This window comes from Actinomadura roseirufa (assembly GCF_900659635.1).
Lineage (GTDB): Bacteria > Actinomycetota > Actinomycetes > Streptosporangiales > Streptosporangiaceae > Spirillospora > Spirillospora roseirufa.
In genome coordinates, this window is sequence record NZ_CAACVB010000163.1 from 1 (window position 1) to 18226 (window position 18226).

17 protein-coding genes are annotated in these 18226 nt (G+C 72.7%); 7 read left to right on the forward strand and 10 right to left on the reverse strand.

The window, feature by feature from the left end; genetic code table 11:
• Positions 1–838: ABC transporter ATP-binding protein (locus E1291_RS27880; protein WP_131741057.1), on the reverse strand; the 838-nt coding region annotated here is incomplete at its 3' end.
• A 96-nt stretch (positions 839–934) separates the two neighbouring features.
• Complete coding sequence (glmS, locus tag E1291_RS27885; RefSeq protein WP_131741058.1) at positions 935–2779, reverse strand: glutamine--fructose-6-phosphate transaminase (isomerizing); 1845 nt, start codon at positions 2777–2779, stop codon at positions 935–937.
• Positions 2780–2902: 123 nt separating this feature from the next.
• Here glmS and coaA point away from each other — a divergent pair, with 123 nt between their 5' ends.
• From coaA to E1291_RS27915, 6 genes are all read left to right on the forward strand, one after another.
• Complete coding sequence (coaA, locus tag E1291_RS27890) at positions 2903–3844, forward strand: type I pantothenate kinase (RefSeq protein ID WP_131741059.1); 942 nt, start codon at positions 2903–2905, stop codon at positions 3842–3844.
• Between the two features lie 99 nt (positions 3845–3943).
• Positions 3944–6127 carry a DUF4132 domain-containing protein gene (locus tag E1291_RS27895; RefSeq protein ID WP_131741060.1) on the forward strand — a complete coding sequence of 728 codons (2184 nt, stop codon included), beginning with the start codon at positions 3944–3946 and terminating at the stop codon, positions 6125–6127.
• Positions 6128–6136: 9 nt separating this feature from the next.
• Positions 6137–6886 (forward strand): PIG-L deacetylase family protein, encoded by a 750-nt coding sequence (locus tag E1291_RS27900; protein WP_131741061.1) that lies wholly within the window; start codon positions 6137–6139, stop codon positions 6884–6886.
• Positions 6887–6939: 53 nt separating this feature from the next.
• Entirely contained in the window at positions 6940–7320 is a 381-nt protein-coding gene (locus tag E1291_RS27905; protein WP_242614417.1) for an ArsR/SmtB family transcription factor, read from the forward strand.
• A complete protein-coding gene (locus E1291_RS27910) occupies positions 7317–7565 on the forward strand; it encodes a hypothetical protein (RefSeq protein ID WP_131741062.1) in 249 nt (82 codons plus the stop codon). The genes E1291_RS27905 and E1291_RS27910 overlap by 4 nt, the downstream gene beginning before the upstream one ends.
• Before the next feature lie 114 nt (positions 7566–7679).
• Positions 7680–9830 (forward strand): MMPL family transporter, encoded by a 2151-nt coding sequence (locus tag E1291_RS27915; RefSeq protein ID WP_131741063.1) that lies wholly within the window; start codon positions 7680–7682, stop codon positions 9828–9830.
• Here the strand turns inward: E1291_RS27915 and E1291_RS27920 are convergent.
• The 5 genes from E1291_RS27920 to E1291_RS27940 are packed head-to-tail and all read right to left on the reverse strand — an operon-like array spanning position 9791 to position 14259.
• On the reverse strand, positions 9791–10507 hold the full coding sequence (locus E1291_RS27920; RefSeq protein ID WP_131741064.1) for an ABC transporter permease: 717 nt from the start codon (positions 10505–10507) through the stop codon (positions 9791–9793). The genes E1291_RS27915 and E1291_RS27920 overlap by 40 nt on opposite strands.
• Positions 10504–11415 (reverse strand): ABC transporter ATP-binding protein, encoded by a 912-nt coding sequence (locus tag E1291_RS27925; RefSeq protein ID WP_131741065.1) that lies wholly within the window; start codon positions 11413–11415, stop codon positions 10504–10506. Before E1291_RS27925 ends, E1291_RS27920 begins: the two co-directional genes overlap by 4 nt.
• A complete protein-coding gene (locus E1291_RS27930; protein ID WP_131741066.1) occupies positions 11412–12290 on the reverse strand; it encodes an ABC transporter permease in 879 nt (292 codons plus the stop codon). Before E1291_RS27930 ends, E1291_RS27925 begins: the two co-directional genes overlap by 4 nt.
• Positions 12287–13273, reverse strand: a complete 987-nt coding sequence (locus E1291_RS27935) for an ABC transporter ATP-binding protein (RefSeq protein ID WP_131741067.1) — start codon at positions 13271–13273, stop codon at positions 12287–12289. The genes E1291_RS27930 and E1291_RS27935 overlap by 4 nt, the downstream gene beginning before the upstream one ends.
• A gap of 41 nt (positions 13274–13314) precedes the next feature.
• A complete protein-coding gene (locus E1291_RS27940; RefSeq protein ID WP_131741068.1) occupies positions 13315–14259 on the reverse strand; it encodes a DUF389 domain-containing protein in 945 nt (314 codons plus the stop codon).
• 119 nt (positions 14260–14378) lie between these two features.
• On the opposite strand from E1291_RS27940, the gene E1291_RS27945 reads away from it, so the two are divergent.
• The gene (locus tag E1291_RS27945; protein ID WP_131741069.1) at positions 14379–15080 is read left to right on the forward strand and encodes an HNH endonuclease family protein; all 702 of its coding nucleotides are present in this window, start codon (positions 14379–14381) and stop codon (positions 15078–15080) included.
• A 44-nt stretch (positions 15081–15124) separates the two neighbouring features.
• On the opposite strand, the gene glmM is transcribed toward E1291_RS27945, so the two are convergent.
• The 3 genes from glmM to rplM form a co-directional block, all read right to left on the reverse strand.
• Positions 15125–16468 (reverse strand): phosphoglucosamine mutase, encoded by a 1344-nt coding sequence (gene glmM / locus E1291_RS27950; RefSeq protein WP_131741070.1) that lies wholly within the window; start codon positions 16466–16468, stop codon positions 15125–15127.
• 217 nt (positions 16469–16685) lie between these two features.
• Complete coding sequence (gene rpsI / locus E1291_RS27955; protein ID WP_131741071.1) at positions 16686–17204, reverse strand: 30S ribosomal protein S9; 519 nt, start codon at positions 17202–17204, stop codon at positions 16686–16688.
• A 98-nt stretch (positions 17205–17302) separates the two neighbouring features.
• The gene (gene rplM / locus E1291_RS27960; protein ID WP_131741072.1) at positions 17303–17755 is read right to left on the reverse strand and encodes a 50S ribosomal protein L13; all 453 of its coding nucleotides are present in this window, start codon (positions 17753–17755) and stop codon (positions 17303–17305) included.
• Between the last annotated feature and the right edge of the window lie 471 nt (positions 17756–18226).

Here is an 18226-nt window from a genome sequence, read left to right on the forward strand (position 1 = left end):
CGCCCGGCAGGTCGCGGACGGGCTCGGGCCCCGGCGCCTCCCCCGGCGCCCGCGCGGGCATCTCCGCCAGGACCTCCGCCAGCGCGGCCGCCAGCCGCCCGGGGTCCAGGGAGCGGATCCGCCACCGGACGTGGGCGGCCGCGGCCCCGGCCAGCTCCGCCATGGCGTGCTCCCCGGCCGTCCTGCCCCGGTCGACCAGCACGACGCGGTCGGCGACCTCCTCCAGCTCGCTGAGGACGTGGCTGGACACCAGCACCGCCACCCCGTCCGCCGCCAGCGACCGCAGCAGATCGCGCAGCTCCACCCGCGAGCGCGGGTCGAGGCCGGACGCCGGCTCGTCCAGCAGCAGGACCCGCGGCCGGTGCACCAGCGCGCGGGCCACGCCGAGCCGCTGCTTCTGGCCCCGCGACAGGGCGTGCACGGGCCGTCCGAGGTGCTCCTCCAGGTGGACGAGGGAGAGCAGGGCGCGGATCCGGCGCGGCTTCTCGGCCCGGGACAGCCCGTAGGCGTCGGCGAAGAAGGCGAGGTACTCGTCCACCGTGAGCTGGTCGTACACGCCGAACGTGTCGGGCATCCAGCCGAGCGCGCCGCGCGCGTCGAGGGGGCGGCGCGCGACGTCGTGCCCGGCGACCCGGACGGTCCCGCCGTCGGGGGCCAGCAGCGTCGCCAGGACGAGCAGCAGCGTGGTCTTGCCCGCGCCGTTCGCCCCCACCAGCGCGGTGACCTGCCCGTACGGGACGGTCAGGTCGAGCCCGCGCAGGGCGTGCACCTCGCCGAACCGGCGCGTCACACCGTGCGCCTCGACCCCGAACGCGCCGTCGTCGCCTCGCCGGGCCATCCGCGTCCTCCCGCCGTGCCGGATCGGTCCCTCTGGGACGCGACCCGGGCGCGGCCGGTTGCGGACGGCCCGGTTCGTGACCGGGCCGTTATACGGTCACTCGACGGTGACGGACTTGGCCAGGTTGCGGGGCTGGTCGACGTCGTGGCCCTTGGCGGTGGCCAGCTCGCACGCGAAGACCTGCAGCGGGACGGTCGTGACCAGCGGCTGCAGCAGGGTCGGGACGGCGGGGACGCCGATCAGCGTGTCGGCGTAGGGCTCCACCGAGGCGTCGCCCTCCTCGGCGATCACGATCGTGCGGGCGCCGCGGGCGCGGATCTCCTGGATGTTGGAGACGATCTTGTCGTGCAGGACGGCGCGGGCGCGCGGCGGCACCACCACCACGACCGGCAGGCCCGGCTCGATCAGCGCGATCGGGCCGTGCTTGAGCTCGCCCGCAGCGAAGCCCTCGGCGTGCATGTACGCCAGCTCCTTGAGCTTCAGCGCGCCCTCCAGGGCGACCGGGAAGCCCACGTGGCGGCCGAGGAACAGCACGCACCGCTCCCCCGCCAGCGACCGGGCCAGCTCCCGGACCGGCTCCATGGTCTCCAGGACCTTCTCCACCTTCTCGGGCATCCGCTCCAGCAGCTGCACCATGGCGAAGACCTCGTCGCCCCACTTGGTGCCGCGCACCTGGGCGATGTACAGCGCGATCAGGTAGACCGCGACGAGCTGGGTCAGGAACGCCTTGGTGGACGCGACGGCGATCTCCGGCCCGGCGTGCGTGTAGAGCACGCCGTCGCACTCGCGGGGCAGCGTGGAGCCGTTGACGTTGCAGATGCCGAGCAGCTTGGCCTTCTGCTCGCGGGCGTGCCGGACGGCCATCAGCGCGTCCATCGTCTCGCCGGACTGGGAGATCGCGATGACCAGCGTCGTCGGCGAGAGGATCGCGTCGCGGTAGCGGAACTCGCTGGCCAGCTCCACCTCGCAGGGCAGCCCCGCCCAGTGCTCGATGGCGTACTTGGCGATCAGCCCGGCGTGGTAGGACGTGCCGCAGGCCACGATGATGATCTTGTCGACCTCGCGCAGCTCCCGGTCGGACATGCGCATCTCGTCCAGCGTCAGCCGGCCGTCGGCGCCGATCCGGCCGAGCAGCGTGTCGGCGACCGCGCGCGGCTGCTCGGCGATCTCCTTGAGCATGAAGTAGTCGTAGCCGCCCTTCTCGGCGGCCGACACGTCCCAGTCGACGTGGTACTCGGTCACCTCGGCCGGGCGGCCCTCGAAGTCGGTGACCGTCACCCCGCCAGGACGCAGCTCGACGACCTGGTCCTGGCCGAGCTCGATGGCGTCGCGGGTGTGCTCGATGAACGCCGACACGTCGCTGGCGAGGAAGTTCTCCCCGTCGCCGACGCCGACCACCAGGGGGGAGTTGCGGCGCGCGCCCACCACGAGGTCGGGGTCGCCGGTGTGCATGGCGACGAGCGTGAACGCGCCCTCCAGGCGGCCGCAGACCCGGCGCATCGCGGCGGCGAGGTCGCCGCCGCCCTTCAGCTCGTCCTCCAGCAGGTGGGCGACGGCCTCGGTGTCGGTGTCGGAGCCGAGCTTGTGCCCGGCCTCCTCCAGCTCGCCGCGCAGCGCCGAGAAGTTCTCGATGATCCCGTTGTGGATCACGGCGACGGTGCCGGTGCAGTCGACGTGCGGGTGCGCGTTGCGGTCGTTCGGCGGTCCGTGGGTCGCCCAGCGGGTGTGGCCCATCCCGATCGTCCCGGCGGGCGGCGGCTCCTCCGCCAGCGCGTCCCGCAGGTTCACCAGCTTGCCCGCGCGCTTGGCCGTCGCCAGCGTCCCGTCGGCCAGCACGGCCACCCCGGCCGAGTCGTAGCCGCGGTACTCCAGCCGCGCCAGCCCCTCGACCACCACCTCGAGCGCCGGCCTGCCGCCCACGTAACCCACGATTCCGCACATGACGGCAAGCCTATTCAATGTCCATCGCGGGACCTACCAGCGCGTGGCGCGTGTGGGTGACGCTAGCGTGGACTGCCGGTGAACTCAGCGGAACCGGACTGAACGCGCGGTTACTGTTCAGCCATGACGAGCGGATGGGACAGCGTGCCGAGCCCCTATGTGGAACTCTCCCGGGACGCCTGGCGCGCCCTGCGCGAGAGCACGCCGCTGCCGCTGACCCCCGGTGAGCTGGACGCGCTGCGCGGACTGCGCGACCCGATCGACATCGCCGAGGTCGAGGACATCTACCTGCCGCTGTCGCGGCTGCTGAACCTGTTCTTCCTGTCCGACACGCGGCTGCGCGACACCGTCAGCGGCTTCCTCGGCGGCCACGTGGAGCCGACCCCGTTCATCATCGGCGTGGCGGGCAGCGTCGCGGTCGGCAAGTCTACGACGTCGCGGCTGCTGCGCACGCTGCTGGCCCGCTGGCCCGAGCACCCGACAGTCGAGCTGGTGACGACCGACAGCTTCCTGTACCCCAACGCGGTGCTGACCGAGCGCGGGATCATGGACCGCAAGGGCTTCCCCGAGTCCTACGACCGGCGCGCCCTCGTCCGCTTCGTGTCCTCGATCAAGGCGGGCGCGCGGGAGCAGTCGATCCCCGTCTACTCGCACCTGGAGTACGACGTCGTGCCGGGCGCGGCCCAGACCGTCCGGCGGCCCGACATCCTCATCGTCGAGGGCCTCAACGTGCTGCAGGCCCCGCCCGCGGGCGCCCTCGGCGTGTCGGACTTCTTCGACTTCTCGATCTACGTGGACGCCCGCGTCGAGGACATCCGGCAGTGGTACGTCGACCGGCTGTTCGCGCTGCGCCGCACCGCCTTCACCGACCCCCGCTCGTACTTCCACAAGTACGCCCACGAGCTGGACGAGGACGAGACCGCCGCGTTCGCCCAGCGCGTCTGGCGGGACGTCAACGAGATCAACCTGGTCTCCAACATCCTCCCCACCCGCGCCCGCGCCACCCTCGTCCTGCACAAGGACCGCGAGCACGCCGTCCAGCGCGTCCGGCTGCGCCGGATCTGAGCCGGACAGAAATATCCGCTTTCGGGGGAACATACGCGCGAGTACGAGAGTCTTCCGGGTGTCACGATCTTCATCCGGACCCACGGAAGACCAGGAGAAATGACGCAAAGCTCCCCGCTCTCCGTCGAAGAGGCCCCCGCGAACGCGCTGCCGCCGCTGCTGACGGCGCCGCCCTGGACGCGGACCGCCGGCCCGCGTGAGCCGGTCGTCCTCAAGGGCCTGAAGGCGCCGAAGGACCCGACCGAACTCCGCTGGTCACCCGGTGAGCGGGAGGAGTGGACGGCGAAGGCCCACGCGCGCCATCCCGCCCCGCCCGGGGACACCGACTGGGAGGCGATCGCCGCGGAGTTCTCCGCCGGGGCGGAGGTCGACCGCTTCCGGCTGGCCTCGCTCCTGCTGCACGGCCCGGAGGAGGTGGCCCTGCGCGTCCTCGACGGCGACCGGCCCATCGACGGGTACTGGGACTACGACGCGCTGAACGGCATCGTGGCCCGTCACGGCATGAGGGCGCTGCCCATGGCCGTGCGGAGGAGCAAGGAGCGGGTCGGGTACGTCGGCGCGCTCAGCCCCTTCATCGACGCCGACATCGCACAGATCATGATCAAGGCCTTGCCGGACGGCCACCAGCGCCCCCGCGCCCGGGCGTGGTTCGCCAAGCACGGTCCCGCCGCCGCGCGCCTGATCGTGCCGGACGTGTTCCGCACCCCCGGGCCCAAGCGCGAGCGCGCCACCGAGATCATCCTGGAGATCATCGACGCGCACGGCGTCGAGGCCGTGGCCGAGGCCGCGCGGGTGTACGGCGACGAGGCGGCGCGGGCGGTCACCGCGCTCGGCGCCGACCCACTCGACCGCTACCCCGACCCGCTGCCCGAGCCGGGCTTCGACCTCGCCGCGCTACCTCCGGTCCTGCTGCGCGGGCGGAACCTCGCGCTCCCGGCGGAGGCGGTCCGCGCCCTGGTGACGATGCTGCTCATCTCCTCCCCCGGCGAGCCTTACGCGGGCGTCGAGCCGGTCGCCGAGGCGCTGGACCCGGCGTCCCTGGCCGAGCTCGCCTGGGCGCTGTACACCTCCGAGCCGCGGGAGAAGCGCTTCGCCTCCCCCGGGGCCGAGTACGCGCTCGGCCGGTTCGGTGACGACGAGACCGCCGCGCGGCTCGGCGACCGGGCCGTCCGCTGGGACAAGGCGACCGTCTGGTACCGCAACGGCCTGAAGGTTCTCGACGTGTTCGTCGCGATCGGCACCGACGCCGCCCTCCGGCAGCTAGACCTGCTCACGCGGAAGGCGGCGGACAAGAAGAGGATGCGGCCCTACGCCGAGGCCAGGCTCAACAGCGTCGCCCGCGCGCGCGGGCTGGGCACCGCGCAGCTCGCCGACCGGCTCGTCCCCCACCTGGGCCTGGACGCCGAGGGCGGGCTGACCCTCGACTACGGCCCGCGCCGCTTCACCGTGGGGTTCGACGAGCGGCTCAAGCCGTTCGTCACCGGCGAGGACGGCAAGCGCCGCGCGTCCCTGCCCAAGCCCGGCGTCAAGGACGACGAGGCCCTCGCCCCCGCCGCCTACGCGCGCTTCACCGCGCTGAAGAAGGAGGCGCGGGCCGTCGCCGCGGACCAGATCAAGCGCATGGAGGCCGCGATGCTGGCCGGCCGCGCCTGGACGGCCGGGGACTTCGAGAACCTCTTCCTGCGGCATCCGCTGTCCTCGCACATCGCCCGGCGGCTCGTCTGGACCGCCGACGGCACCGCCTTCCGCGTCGCCGAGGACCGCTCCCTCGCCGACGTCCGCGACGACGTGTTCACCCTCGCGCCGGACGCCCAGGTGCGGCTGCCCCACCCACTACACCTCCACGACCTCGGCGCCTGGTCGGAGGTCTTCGCCGACTACGAGATCCTCCAGCCCTTCCCGCAGCTCGGCCGCTCCGTGCACACGCTCACCGACAAGGAGCGGGACGCGAGCCGGCTGGAACGTTTCGAAGGGCGCACGGTGCACTTCGGGCGGGTCCTCGGCCTCGCCGACCGCGGCTGGCGGCTCGGCGACAAGGAGACCGGCGGCTTCCAGCGGCACGTCTCGTGCGCGGTCGGCAGGGAGTCCAGCGTCTTCGTCGACCTCGACCCCGGTGTCCGCGTGATCGCCCCGGAGGAGTACGCCGAGCAGACACTGACCCGGGTCACCCTCTATAAAGGCTCCTACCAGCGAGCCGAGCAGTCCTTCGGCGAACTCGACCCCGTCCAGGTCTCCGAGCTCCTCACGACCCTCATCCGTCTCACCGAGACGCCGACGCCCTAGGTTCCCACCATGGCGACCGTCGTGGCGTTCCACGCCCACCCCGATGACGAGGCCCTGCTCACCGGCGGCACGCTCGCGCGCGCCGCCGCCGAGGGCCACCGCGTGGTCCTCGTGGTCGCCACCGACGGCGTCATGGGAGCCGTCCCGGACGGCGGTTCGCCGCGGCTGGCCGAGCTGAGGGCGAGCGCGGCGGCGCTCGGCGCGGCTCGGGTCGTCCACCTCGGCTACGCCGACAGCGGCCACGGCGCGCTGCTCTACCCCGATCCGCCGGATCGCGTCCGGTTCGTCCGGGCGAGCACCGCCGAGGCCGCCGGACGGCTCGCCGCCGTCCTCCGCGAGGAGAACGCCTCGCTCCTGCTCGGCTACGACGCGAACGGCGGCTACGGCCACCGCGACCACGTCCGGGTCCACGCCGTCGCCCGGCGCGCCGCCGCGCTCGCAGGGGGCGTCCGCCTCCTGGAGGCCACGATGCCCCGCGACGCCGTCGCCCGCCTCGCCACGCTGATCCGCCTGCTGTGGATCCCCTTCCCCTACGACCGCGAGGCAATGGCCCGGGTCTACAGCCCGCGCTCGGCCATCACCCACCGGGTGGACGTGCGCCTCTTCGCCCGGCAGAAGCGTGCCGCGCTGGCCGCGCACCATTCACAGACCCATGGCACGGGACGCCCGGCCGGGTTCATGCAGGCCCTGGTCCGCCTCCCGGTGCCCGTCTTCGGCCTCCTGATGGGCCGCGAGTGGTTCAGCGAGGTCCCGCGCTGACCGGGCGACACCGGTCGTCCGGCTCCTGATCTCCGTCCTCCCAGGTGAACGCGTTGACATTGACCGCCTTCACCTGTCAGTCTTCACTAACAGGTGATAGAGCGGACAGTAGGGACGGGACGCTGACCAGTGAGGAACTGCTCGCCGCGCTCGCGGCGATCGGGCACCCGCAGCGGCTGCGGGTGATCGGCGCGCTGGCCGAGGGCCGGGTGCACGTCAGCGAGCTGGCGCGCCGCCTCGGCATCTCCCGGCCACTGCTCTACCTGCATCTGGAACGGCTGGAGAAGGCCGGGCTGGTCGCGGGGAGCCTGGAGCTGTCACCGGACGGGAAGGCGCTGAAGTACTTCGAGCTCGTCCCGTTCGACCTGCACCTGACCACTGGAACGGTCCTCGCGGCTCTCCGCGCGGACGAGGAGAAGGAGAGCCCGCAGTGAAGGACGTCGGCTCCGTGGTGATCCCCATCGCGGTGATTCTCATCCTGGGCGGCGCCATCACCGGCAGCTTCGTCGCCTACTTCCGGTTCGAACGGCACCGCACCGAAACGCTGGCGCGGGAGCTGGAGCGGTTCCGCTCGATCGCACAGGAGTCCGTGCAACAGCAGAAGGAGACACAGACGAGGCTCGCGGAGCTGAGCGAGCGAGTCGCCGCCGTCGAGGGCCTGCTCCGCGACATCGGCTGAGGAGTCCGGGGGGACGAGCTGCCACTCGTCCCCCCGGAAGGCGGAAACAGCACGACCACGCCTGAACGGCGTGCCTGAACACGCACACGTTTCCTAGGGAAAGGAGAGCAGCTCATGCTGCTCGAAAGCAAACCGCGCGGCCGTCCCGTCACGGTGCGGATCGCGGTCTGGAGCGCCCGGCACCCGTGGCGCGCCATCGCCGGCTGGTTCGCGTTCGTCGTCCTGTGCCTGGTGATCGGAGCAACGGTCGGCGGCGTCCAGGCCGGCGGCGCCGACTACCGGATCGGTGAGGCGGGCCGGGCCGAGGCCATGGCCGAGGACGGCGGGCTGCTGCGCGCGCCCGTCGAGTACGTGCGGGTGGAGGCCGGGCCCGGTGCGGACGCCGCGGTCGCGGACGTGACCCGGCGGATGCGGGCGCTGCCCGAGGTGATCGGGGTCGCCGCTCCGCGCCGCTCCGCCGACGGGAAGTCCCTGCTGGTCACGGTCTCCATGCGCGGCGACGAGATCACCGCGAAGGACGACGTCGGCGCGCTGCGCGCGCAGACGGACGCGGTCCGGGCGGCGCATCCGGACGTCCGGGTCGTGGAGGCGGGGCGGCGCTCGGTCAGCAAGGGCGTCGAGAAGCAGCGGGGCAAGGACCTCCAGCTGTCGGAGATGCTCACGCTGCCGGTGACGCTGCTCGTCCTGCTGGTGGCGTTCGGCTCGATCCTCGCGGCGGGCGTGCCCGTGCTGCTGGCCCTGTCGTCGATCGCGGCGGCCATGGGCCTGTCGATGCTCGTCTCCCACGTGCTCCCGGACGCGGGGGTCGGCAACAACCTGATCCTGCTGATCGGCATGGCCGTCGGCGTCGACTACTCGCTCTTCTACCTCAAGCGCGAGCGGGAGGAGCGGGCCCGCGGCGAGCTCGACGCCGCGGCGGCGGTGGAGCTCGCCGCGGCCACCGCCGGGCGCGCGATCGTCGTGTCCGGCCTCGCGGTGATCGTCTCGACCGCGTGCCTCTACCTGGCCACCGACGTGATCTTCTCCTCGCTGGCCACCGGGACGATCATCGTGGTGGCGGTGGCGATGGTCAGCTCGCTGACCGCGCTGCCCGCGCTGCTGGCCAAGCTGGACCGCCGCGGGCGCCCGTACCGCGAGCGCCGCGAGCGCGGCGGGCGGATGTGGGCGGTGCTGCTACGGCCGTCCGTCCGGCACCCGGCGCTCACGCTGGGCGTCGCCACCGCCGCGCTGCTGGCCCTGGCCGCCCCCGGGCTCGGGCTGAAGCTCGGCGTCGAGGGCATCGACTCGTTCTCCCGGAAGATCCCCGAGGTCCGCGAGTACGACCGGCTGACCGCGGCGTTTCCGGAGGAGCTCGCCACCCACCAGGTCGTCGTGCGCGCCGCCCCCGAGCGGTCCGCGCAGGTCGGCGCGGCGCTGCGGGACCTCGCCCGGCAGGCCGCCCGCCCCGGGACGACGGCGCCGGAGCCGCGGGTGTCGGCCGACCGGCGGGTCGCGTCGCTGGAACTGGCCGTCCCGTACCGGGTGAGCGGCGAGCGGGCCAAGGCGTCGCTCGACCGGCTGCGGCACGAGCAAGTGCCCGCCACCGTCGGACGGGTCCAGGGCGCCGAGGTCGCGGTGACCGGCGACGTCGCCCGCGACGTCGACTACCTCGCCCACCAGGACTCCAAGCTCCCGTGGGTGATCGGGTTCCTGCTGCTGGTGACCTACGCGATGACGGTCTGGGCGTTCCGGTCGGTGGTGATGGGGCTCGTCGGCATCGCGCTGAATCTGCTGTCGGCGGCGGCCTCGTTCGGCCTGCTCGTCCTGGTGTTCCAGCACACCTGGGCCGAGGGCCTGCTCGGCTTCACCTCCAGCGGCCGGATCGGCGCCCGGGTGCCGCTGTTCCTGTTCGTGATCCTGTTCGGGCTGGCGATGGACTATCAGGTCTTCGTCGTCAGCCGCATCCGGGAGGCCGTCCAGGCCGGAGTCCCGACCCGGGAGGCCGTCGTCGACGGCATCGGCCGGTCGGCGGGCGTCGTCACCTCGGCCGCGGTGGTGATGATGACGGTCTTCGCGACGTTCGTGTTCCTGTCGCTGATCGAGATGAAGCAGATCGGCTTCGTGCTGGCCGCGGGCGTCCTGCTGGACGCGTTCGTCGTCCGCGTCCTCATGCTCCCGGCGCTGCTGACGCTGCTCGGCGAGCGGAGCTGGTGGCCGTCCCGGGCGCACCCCGCGCCGGTGCGGGGTCACTCGGCGCTGGCCACCGTGAGCGAGCGGAGCCGGTAGGTCGCCAGGGCCGTGGCGGCGGCCGTGACCAGCACCAGCAGCGGCACGGCCACCGCCAGTCCCACGCTCGCCCGGACCGGCGACGCCGGCGTCAGCGCGTCGGTGACCGACAGCGCCCACTGCTGGATCGACGCCGACTTCGCGCCCGGCGCGAAGTTGCCGAGCAGCGACTCCCACACCAGCGCGTACAGCAGGCCGATGGTGACGGCGTTGCGGCTGGCCACCGCCAGCGCCACGAACACCGCGGTGTAGGCGAGGCCGCCCACGAGGACGCCCACCGTGAACGCGGGCGTCATCCGCGCGGTCGTCCCGGTGAGCACCAGGCCGGACAGCAGCACCGGGACGACCGCGAACACGACCACCAGCACGTTCGCCACGGCCAGCTTCGTGAGCACGATCACCTGCCGCGGCACCGGCTTGGTCAGCACGTACATGAGCTGGCCGTCGTCGATCTCCGGCCCGATCACGCCGGTGCCGGCGATCAGCGCCAGCAGCGGCAGCAGCGTCGCCAGCCCGAACTTCTGCAGGACGTCCTCGGAGACGTCGAGGTCGTCGTAGCCGGTGGAGCGCAGCACGACCGACAGCGCCAGCAGCAGCAGCGGCAACGCGAGCAGCAGCAGCGCCCGGCGCCGGCCGAGCATCGCCCGGAACGTGATCATCGCGATGGTGCTGTTCATCGGTCCACCAGGTAGGAGAAGACGCTTTCCAGGGACTCGTCCGCCGGGGAGACCTCCCACAGCCGGACGCCGGTGTCGCGCGACACCCGCGGGAGCAGCCAGGTGAAGCGCTGGAAGTCGACGGCCTCGACCTGGAGCCCCTTGTCGGTCAGCTGGACGCTGCGCGCCGAGCCGTCGGCGATGACCGCGGCGGCCAGCCGCCGGTCGTCGGAGGAGCGGACGAGGAAGATGTGCGGCCGGTCGGTCATCAGCCGCCGGATCTTGCGGAAGTCGCCGGACGCGGCGTGCCGGCCCGCGACGATCACCTCGATGTGGCTGGCGAGCCGCTCGACCTCCTCCAGGATGTGCGAGCTGAACAGGATCGTGCGGCCCTCGGCGGCCATCTGCCGGATCAGGTCCATCAGCTGGAGCCGCTGGCGCGGGTCCATGCCGTTGAACGGCTCGTCCAGCAGCAGCACGGGCGGGTCGTGCACCAGCGCCGACGCCATCTTGATCCGCTGCTTCATGCCCTTGGAGTAGGTTCCGATCGTCCGCCCGGCGGCGGGCTCCATCTCCACCCGGGCGATCGCGCGGCGGGCCGCCACGCCCGGATCGTCCAGCCCGTGCAGCTTCGCCATCGCGACGATGAACTGCTCGCCGGTGAGGAAGTCGTAGGCGGACTCCCGCTCGGGGACGAGCCCCAGGTGGCGGTAGATGCCGGGGTTCCGCCAGATCGTCGTGCCGTCCAGCGTCACCGTCCCCGACGACGGCGCGAGGAACCCGCCCATCATGTGGATCAGCGTCGACTTGCCCGCGCCGTTCGGCCCGAGCAGGCCGGTGACGCCGGGGCCGACCGTCATGGACACGCCGTTGACGGCGACGACGTTGCCGTACCAGCGCGACACGCCCTCCAGCCGCAGCTCGCTCACGACAGGCCCGCCTTCCTGAACCGGCGGTACAGGACCGCGACCGAGCCGAGGACGATGACGGCGCACAGCGCCAGCGCGACCACCCCGGCGCCGGTGCCCGGCGCCACCTGCACCGACGACTTGCTCGCGCCGAGCAGCCGCACCTGGACGGTGTCGACGAGGTTGAACGGCGCGAACAGCCCCATCCAGCCCGACAGGGTGAAGTTGGTCTCCTGCTCGGCGATGCCCTGCACGATCAGCACCACCGCGGTGCTGACCATGTACACCGCGATGACCGCGGCGACGCCGAACCCGCGGCGCGGCGTGAACGCCGCGACGACCATCCCGATCGCCGAGAGGACCAGCGCGAACAGCGCGCAGCCGAGGAGTGCGCCGAGGTAGCGCAGCAGCTGATCGCCCGGGTCGGGCGCCTTGGTCACCAGGCCCCCGACGTACAGCACCGTGACGGGCACCGCCATCAGCGCGAACAGCGCGGTGACCAGCGCCGCGAGCTTGGCGACCACGAAGTCGAGATGGCCCACCGGCCGCGAGAAGTACAGCGGGACGACGCGGAAGCGCAGCTCCCGGGAGGCCAGCACCGGCGCCTGCGTGGCCAGGAAGATCGCGATGATCACCTGGAGGTTCGGCGGGTAGGACGAGTACCGCATCAGCGTCTCGGGCCGGTCGGTGACCGCGAAGACCGCCACCGACCCCGCCGCGGGCAGCAGCATGATGGCCCCGAGCAGGAACGGCATCACCTTGGCGCGGGCCGGCCGGCCGAGGCCGTACGCGGCGCGCAGGTTGTGCACGAACAGCGACCGCAGCACGTACGCGCGGCCGTTGCGGCGCCCGTCGTAGTGCCGGTAGCCGATGTCGTGGATCGTGCTGGTGCTCATCGCGGCGCCCCCTCCGGCCCCGTGCCCGGGACTCCGGGACGCGGCGCGGACACGGCCTCCGCCGGAGCCCGCGCCGCCGTCGCGCCCGGCCCGTCCTGGAAGATCTCCTCGATGTGGTGGCGGCGCTGCTCCATCCGGATCAGCCGCAGCCCGAGATCGGCGACGCCGTCCCGGACGAGGTCGTAGGTCGGCTCCCCGGCGATGTCGACGACGAGGAGGCGGCCCTCCTCGCGGACGGCGGCGCCCTGCTCGCGCAGCAGCCGCCCGAGCCGGTCGCCGCCCTCGTCCACCTCGACGGTGAGCACGCCGCTGGCCTCGGTGTAGGCCGCCACGGCCTGCGAGCGCAGCAGCTTCCCGCCATCGATGATGACCACGTGGTCGCAGACCCGTTCGAGCTCGCCCAGCAGGTGCGAGGTGACCAGCACGCTGATCCCGAACTCGGCGCCGATCCGGCGGATCAGGTCGAGCATCTCGTCCCGCCCGGCCGGGTCGAGGCCGTTGGTCGGCTCGTCCAGGAACACCAGGCGCGGGTCGTGCACCAGGGCCTGCGCCAGCTTCACCCGCTGCCGCATGCCCGTCGAGTACCCGCCGATGGGACGGTAGCGCTCCTCGTACAGCCCGACATGGCGCAGCGTGTCGGCCGCGCGCTCCCGGGCCGCCGACGGGGGCAGCCCGCCCATCCGGGCCATGTGCACGACGAACTCGGTCGCCGACACGTCCGGCGGCAGGCAGTCGTACTCGGGCATGAACCCGACGACCTCGCGGATCCGGGCGCCCTCCGCGGCGATGTCGAGGCCCAGCACGCTCGCCGTCCCGGCGCTCGGCGGCAGCAGCCCCAGCAGGATCTTGATGAGCGTCGACTTGCCGGCGCCGTTGGCGCCGACCAGCCCGACGACCCCGGGTTCGACGGCCACCGAGAGGTCGTCCAGGGCGGTCACCCGGGGGAACCTCATCGTCAGCCCCTGGGTGGCGATGATCGGCATGTCCCGAACCTAGTCCCTGACCGGTGTGGCCCGCGTCCCCCTCAGGTCTGACGAGCCCCCCTCCCGCGGAGTACGACCGCCCACACCGCGCGCTGGAGGAGCAGCGTCACCGTCCCCGCGATGATCATGCCGGCGAAGTTCACCCCGAGCTGCAGCAGCGAGCCGTCGATCTGGCTGCCGTGCCGCAGCGCCAGCGCGACGGCGAGGTTCCCGGCGGCGGGCACGGTCGTCACCGAGATGAAGACGCCGACCAGCGCCGACGACTTGCCCGCCGTGAGCGACAGCACCCCGGCGGCGCCCGCCAGCAGCGCCACGATGAACGACCAGCGGTCCGGGCTGTAGATGAACGCGGTCAGCGGCCGCTCGGCCGGCAGCCGGTCCGTCTCGATCACCCCCGTCCACCAGCTCACCAGCGCGCACACGTAGGTCACCGCGATCGCGACGAGGAACCCGGCCAGCAGCGTCCACACCGCCCTCCCGATCCGCCGCGGCTGGCGGCGCGTCAGCCCGTAGCAGATCGCCGCGACCGCGCCGAACTCCGGGCCGAGCACCATCGCGCCGACCACCAGGACCGGCGAGTCGATCAGCGCGGCGATCGCGGCCAGCTGCGTGGCCAGCACGAGGAACGCCACGAACGACCAGGTCAGCGCGGCCCCCTCGGTGACCTGCTCGTCGAGCTCGGCCCACACCACCGCGTCGTCGCCGTGACCGGGCGCCCGCCGCTCGGCCAGATCCGCCGCCTCCGACAGCGACAGGTCGATCCGCTCGACGGCGATCGACCCGTCCCGCTCGACGCCCAGCGCCCGCAGCGCGGCGAGCACCTCGTTGGCGGCCTCGCGGGCGACGTCGCCGAGCACCAGGTCGCCGCGCGGTGACCGCGCCGCGTCCGGGACGACGACCACGTTGGTGGCCCCGGGGCAGTCCGCCAGCGCTTCGCAGACGGCCTCCGTCCGGTCCTTGGGAACGATCGCTCTCAGGTGCAGCACGCCCCACATGGTGCCCTAACCGCGAGGGTGATGTGACCGCCCGCCCAGGTCATAGGGTGTGATCGTTTATCTGCGGCAAAGTAGGCGAAGAGCGACGAAAACCCCTTGGCGGTGACGACATGACGGCGTGGCACTCCCGGACCGGGCTGCGCGGACGGAACCTGACGGCGGTGGCGGCCCTCGCGCTCGCCGTCCCCCTCGCGGCGGCGGGATGCGACGGAAAGGTGAGCCTGTCCGACACCGGTTCCCCGGCCCCGGCGGGCGCGAAACCGGCGTCCGGCGACACCGGCCGCGCCCGCCGCGACCTCACCTCGCTCCGCGTCGCGGGCGAGGCCGGCGATTCCGGCTACAAGCGCGACAAGTTCGGCACGCGCTGGAAGGACACCGACCACAACGGCTGCGACCAGCGCAACGACGTCCTCGCCCGCGACCTCACCAAGGTGAGCAAGAAGGGCGACTGCGTCGTCCTGGCGGGCCGCCTGCACGACCCGTACAGCGGCAAGGACATCACCTTCGCCAAGTCCGACGCCGCCGAGGTCCAGATCGACCACGTCTACCCGCTCGCCCTCGCCTGGCGCATGGGCGCCTCCCGCTGGCCCGAGGACCGCCGGGAACGCTTCGCCAACGACCACGACAACCTGCTCGCCGTCTGGGGCGTCCCCAACCGCCAGAAGAGCGACTCGGGCCCCGGCGAATGGAAGCCCCAGAAGGCCTTCCAGTGCACCTACGCGGTCAAGTACGTGGCCGTCGCCAAGAAGTACGAACTCCCCGTGACCCGGGCCGACCACAACGCGCTACAGAACTTCCTGGCGAGCTGCTGAGAAGGGGCGCCGGACCGTGCCTTTCGAGACGGTTCGGCGCCCGGTCAGGACAGGGTCGTGCGGACGGTGTCCGCCAGGTGCTCGGCCACGGTCTGGGCCTGCTCCTGCGAGGCGGCCTCGACCATCACGCGGACCATCGGCTCGGTGCCGCTCGGGCGGATCAGCACGCGGCCGGTGTCGCCCAGGGCGCCCTCGGCGGCGGCGACGGCCTCGGCCAGCTCCGGGGAGGTCTTCGCGCGGGCCTTGTCGACGCCCCGGACGTTGATGAGCACCTGCGGCAGGCGCGTCATCACCTTGGCCAGCTCGTCCAGCGGGCGGCCCCGGCGCACGATCGCCGCCAGCAGGTGCAGGCCGGTGAGGACGCCGTCCCCGGTCGTGGCGTGGTCCAGCATGATCACGTGGCCGGACTGCTCGCCGCCGAAGCCGAAGCCGCCCTCCTTCATGGCCTCCAGCACGTACCGGTCACCGACCGCGGTCTCCACCACCGAGATCCCGGCCTCGCGCATCGCCAGCTTGAACCCGAGGTTGGACATCACGGTCGCGACCACCGTGTCGGCGGCGAGGACGCCCGCCTCCCGCAGGTCCAGCGCCAGGATCGCCATGATCTGGTCGCCGTCCACGATCTCGCCGGAGCCGGTCACCGCGAGGCAGCGGTCGGCGTCCCCGTCGTTGGCGATGCCCGCGTCCGCGCCGTGCTCGCGGACGGCCGCCTGCAGCGCCTCCAGGTGCGTCGAGCCGCACCCGGCGTTGATGTTCAGCCCGTCCGGCGCCGCGCCGATCGTGATGACCTCGGCGCCCGCCCGGCGCAGCGCCTCGGGCGCCACGTCGCTGGACGCGCCGTTGGCGCAGTCGACCACGACGCGCAGGCCGTCCAATGACACCGGCAGCGTCGACAGCAGGTGCGCCACGTACTGCTCGACCGCGCCGTGCGCCTCGCGGACCCGGCCGACGCCCGCGCCGGTCGGCGGGTCCCACGGCGCGCCGAGCCGCGCCTCGATCCGGTCCTCGATCTCGTCGGGCAGCTTGTACCCGCTGCGGTCGAAGAACTTGATCCCGTTGTCGGGGGCCGGGTTGTGCGAGGCCGACAGCATCACGCCGAGGTCGGCGTCCAGCGTGTGCGTCAGGTACGCCACCGCCGGGGTCGGCAGCACGCCGAGCCGCAGCACCTCCACGCCGGCGCTGGCCAGGCCCGCGACGACCGCGGCCTCCAGGAACTCGCCCGAGGCGCGCGGGTCGCGCCCGACCACCGCCAGCGGCCGGTGCCCCTTGAACGCGCCCTCCTCGGCCAGGACCCGCGCCGCCGCGACGGACAGGTCCATGGCGAGCGGGGCGGTCAGATCCCGGTTGGCGAGCCCGCGCACGCCATCGGTCCCGAACAGACGACCCACAGTTCAACTCCCGGTAGACGACACAAAAGACCGCGCGGAGACGGACGAGACCCCACGCCCCGGCCGCTCCGTGCGATCAAATCTAACGGCCGTGCACCGCCGCGTCCGGCGTCCCGGCAAGCCCCTCACAGGACGTTCCCCGTGCGCGCCCCGGAAACGCGGACGAGCCGCCGCCCCCGGGACAGGACCACGGGGTGCGGCGGCTCGTGCCGGTCGATCAGCGCTTGCTGTACTGCGGAGCCTTACGGGCCTTCTTGAGACCGGCCTTCTTGCGCTCCGGCACCCGCGCGTCACGGGTGAGGAAGCCGGCCTTCTTCAGGGCCGGGCGGTGCTCGATGTTCGCGAACTGCAGCGCGCGGGCGATGCCGAGGCGCAGCGCACCGGCCTGGCCGGTGGTGCCGCCGCCGTTCACCCGGGCGATGACGTCGAACTGGCCCTCCAGGCCCAGCAGCACGAACGGCTCGTTCACGATCTGCTGGTGGACCTTGTTCGGGAAGTACTGGTCCAGGGTACGGCCGTTGATCTTCCACTGGCCGGAGCCGGGGACGATGCGGACCCGCGCGATGGCCTGCTTGCGGCGGCCGGTGCCGGCCGCGGGGCCGGTCGCGACCGGCTGGCCGAGGAAGCCCTCGCCCGCGGTCTCGGGAGTCTCGGTGCTGTACTCGGACGGCGCGTCCTCGTACGAGTCGAACTCGGCGCCCTCGGCGGGCGCCTCCGTGCCGGTGGACTCGTCCACGGTTCTCCTTGGGTGTTCTAGCCAGGGCGGCGGGCCCGGTACGTCCGGGTGCCCCGGCGGCCACTACTGCCGACGGCGCGCGGTCGCCCGCGCGGGCGTCACTTCTTGATCTGGCTGATCTGGGTGATCTCGAACGGGACCGGCTTCTGCGCCTGGTGCGGGTGCTCCGGCCCGGCGTAGACCTTCACCTTGCCGAACATCTGCCGGCCGAGGGTGTTCTTGGGCAGCATGCCCTTGATCGCCTTCTCGACGGCCCGCTCGGGGTGCTTGGCCAGCAGGTCGGCGTAGGCCACCGAGCGGAGGCCGCCCGGGTAGCCGGAGTGCCGGTAGGCCTTCTTCTGCTCCAGCTTGTTGCCGGACAGCGCCACCTTGCCGGCGTTCACGATGACGACGAAGTCACCGGTGTCCAGGTGCGGCGCGTAGATCGGCTTGTGCTTGCCCCGGAGCAGCTGCGCGACCTGACTGGCGAGACGGCCCAGCACGACATCGGTCGCGTCGATGACGTACCACTGACGCTGGACGTCAGCGGGCTTAGGGGTGTACGTGCGCACGGTCGCAGCCTTCGTTTCTCGTCGACTTCTCAGCGGATATCCTGCTCGCGCCGATCAGAGATCTGCATCCGACCTGGCGCTCCGGGAGGCCGGGGCCGCGCGCGAGCACACGGGGCACACCGACACGTCGCTCGCGTTCTCCGCCCGCCTTCACGGGCGGGCGTCGACGCGCACAACAAACCCGCAGGATACCCAGCCGCGCGGGCACGGGTCAAAACGGATCGTTGTGGCAGTCTCCCAGCCACTCTCCAGTATGCCCCATGCGCCGGGCCCGCCGGACCCCGGCGTCCCGCCCGGCCCCCCGCGACCATTTGCCGGATCTTTCGATTCGCCCCGCTTCGTAGGGATAAGGTGCGCCCGACCGGTCCACGCCGGCACGCGCCGGCCCGCACCCGGGAGCCCCCGTGCCCACCCCCCGCAGACCCGGCCGGCACGCCGGACGGCGCCGGTGGCCGTCCGGCCGCCCGTTCC

Excerpts from the sequence above, each read along its gene's own strand:
- glmS (WP_131741058.1), bottom strand. The coding sequence starts at position 2,779 with ATGTGCGGAATCGTGGGTTACGTGGGCGGCAGGCCGGCGCTCGAGGTG.
- coaA (WP_131741059.1), top strand. The coding sequence starts at position 2,903 with ATGACGAGCGGATGGGACAGCGTGCCGAGCCCCTATGTGGAACTCTCC.
- E1291_RS27895 (WP_131741060.1), top strand. The coding sequence starts at position 3,944 with ATGACGCAAAGCTCCCCGCTCTCCGTCGAAGAGGCCCCCGCGAACGCG.
- E1291_RS27900 (WP_131741061.1), top strand. The coding sequence starts at position 6,137 with ATGGCGACCGTCGTGGCGTTCCACGCCCACCCCGATGACGAGGCCCTG.
- E1291_RS27915 (WP_131741063.1), top strand. The coding sequence starts at position 7,680 with ATGCTGCTCGAAAGCAAACCGCGCGGCCGTCCCGTCACGGTGCGGATC.
- E1291_RS27920 (WP_131741064.1), bottom strand. The coding sequence starts at position 10,507 with ATGAACAGCACCATCGCGATGATCACGTTCCGGGCGATGCTCGGCCGG.
- E1291_RS27930 (WP_131741066.1), bottom strand. The coding sequence starts at position 12,290 with ATGAGCACCAGCACGATCCACGACATCGGCTACCGGCACTACGACGGG.
- E1291_RS27935 (WP_131741067.1), bottom strand. The coding sequence starts at position 13,273 with ATGCCGATCATCGCCACCCAGGGGCTGACGATGAGGTTCCCCCGGGTG.
- E1291_RS27945 (WP_131741069.1), top strand. The coding sequence starts at position 14,379 with ATGACGGCGTGGCACTCCCGGACCGGGCTGCGCGGACGGAACCTGACG.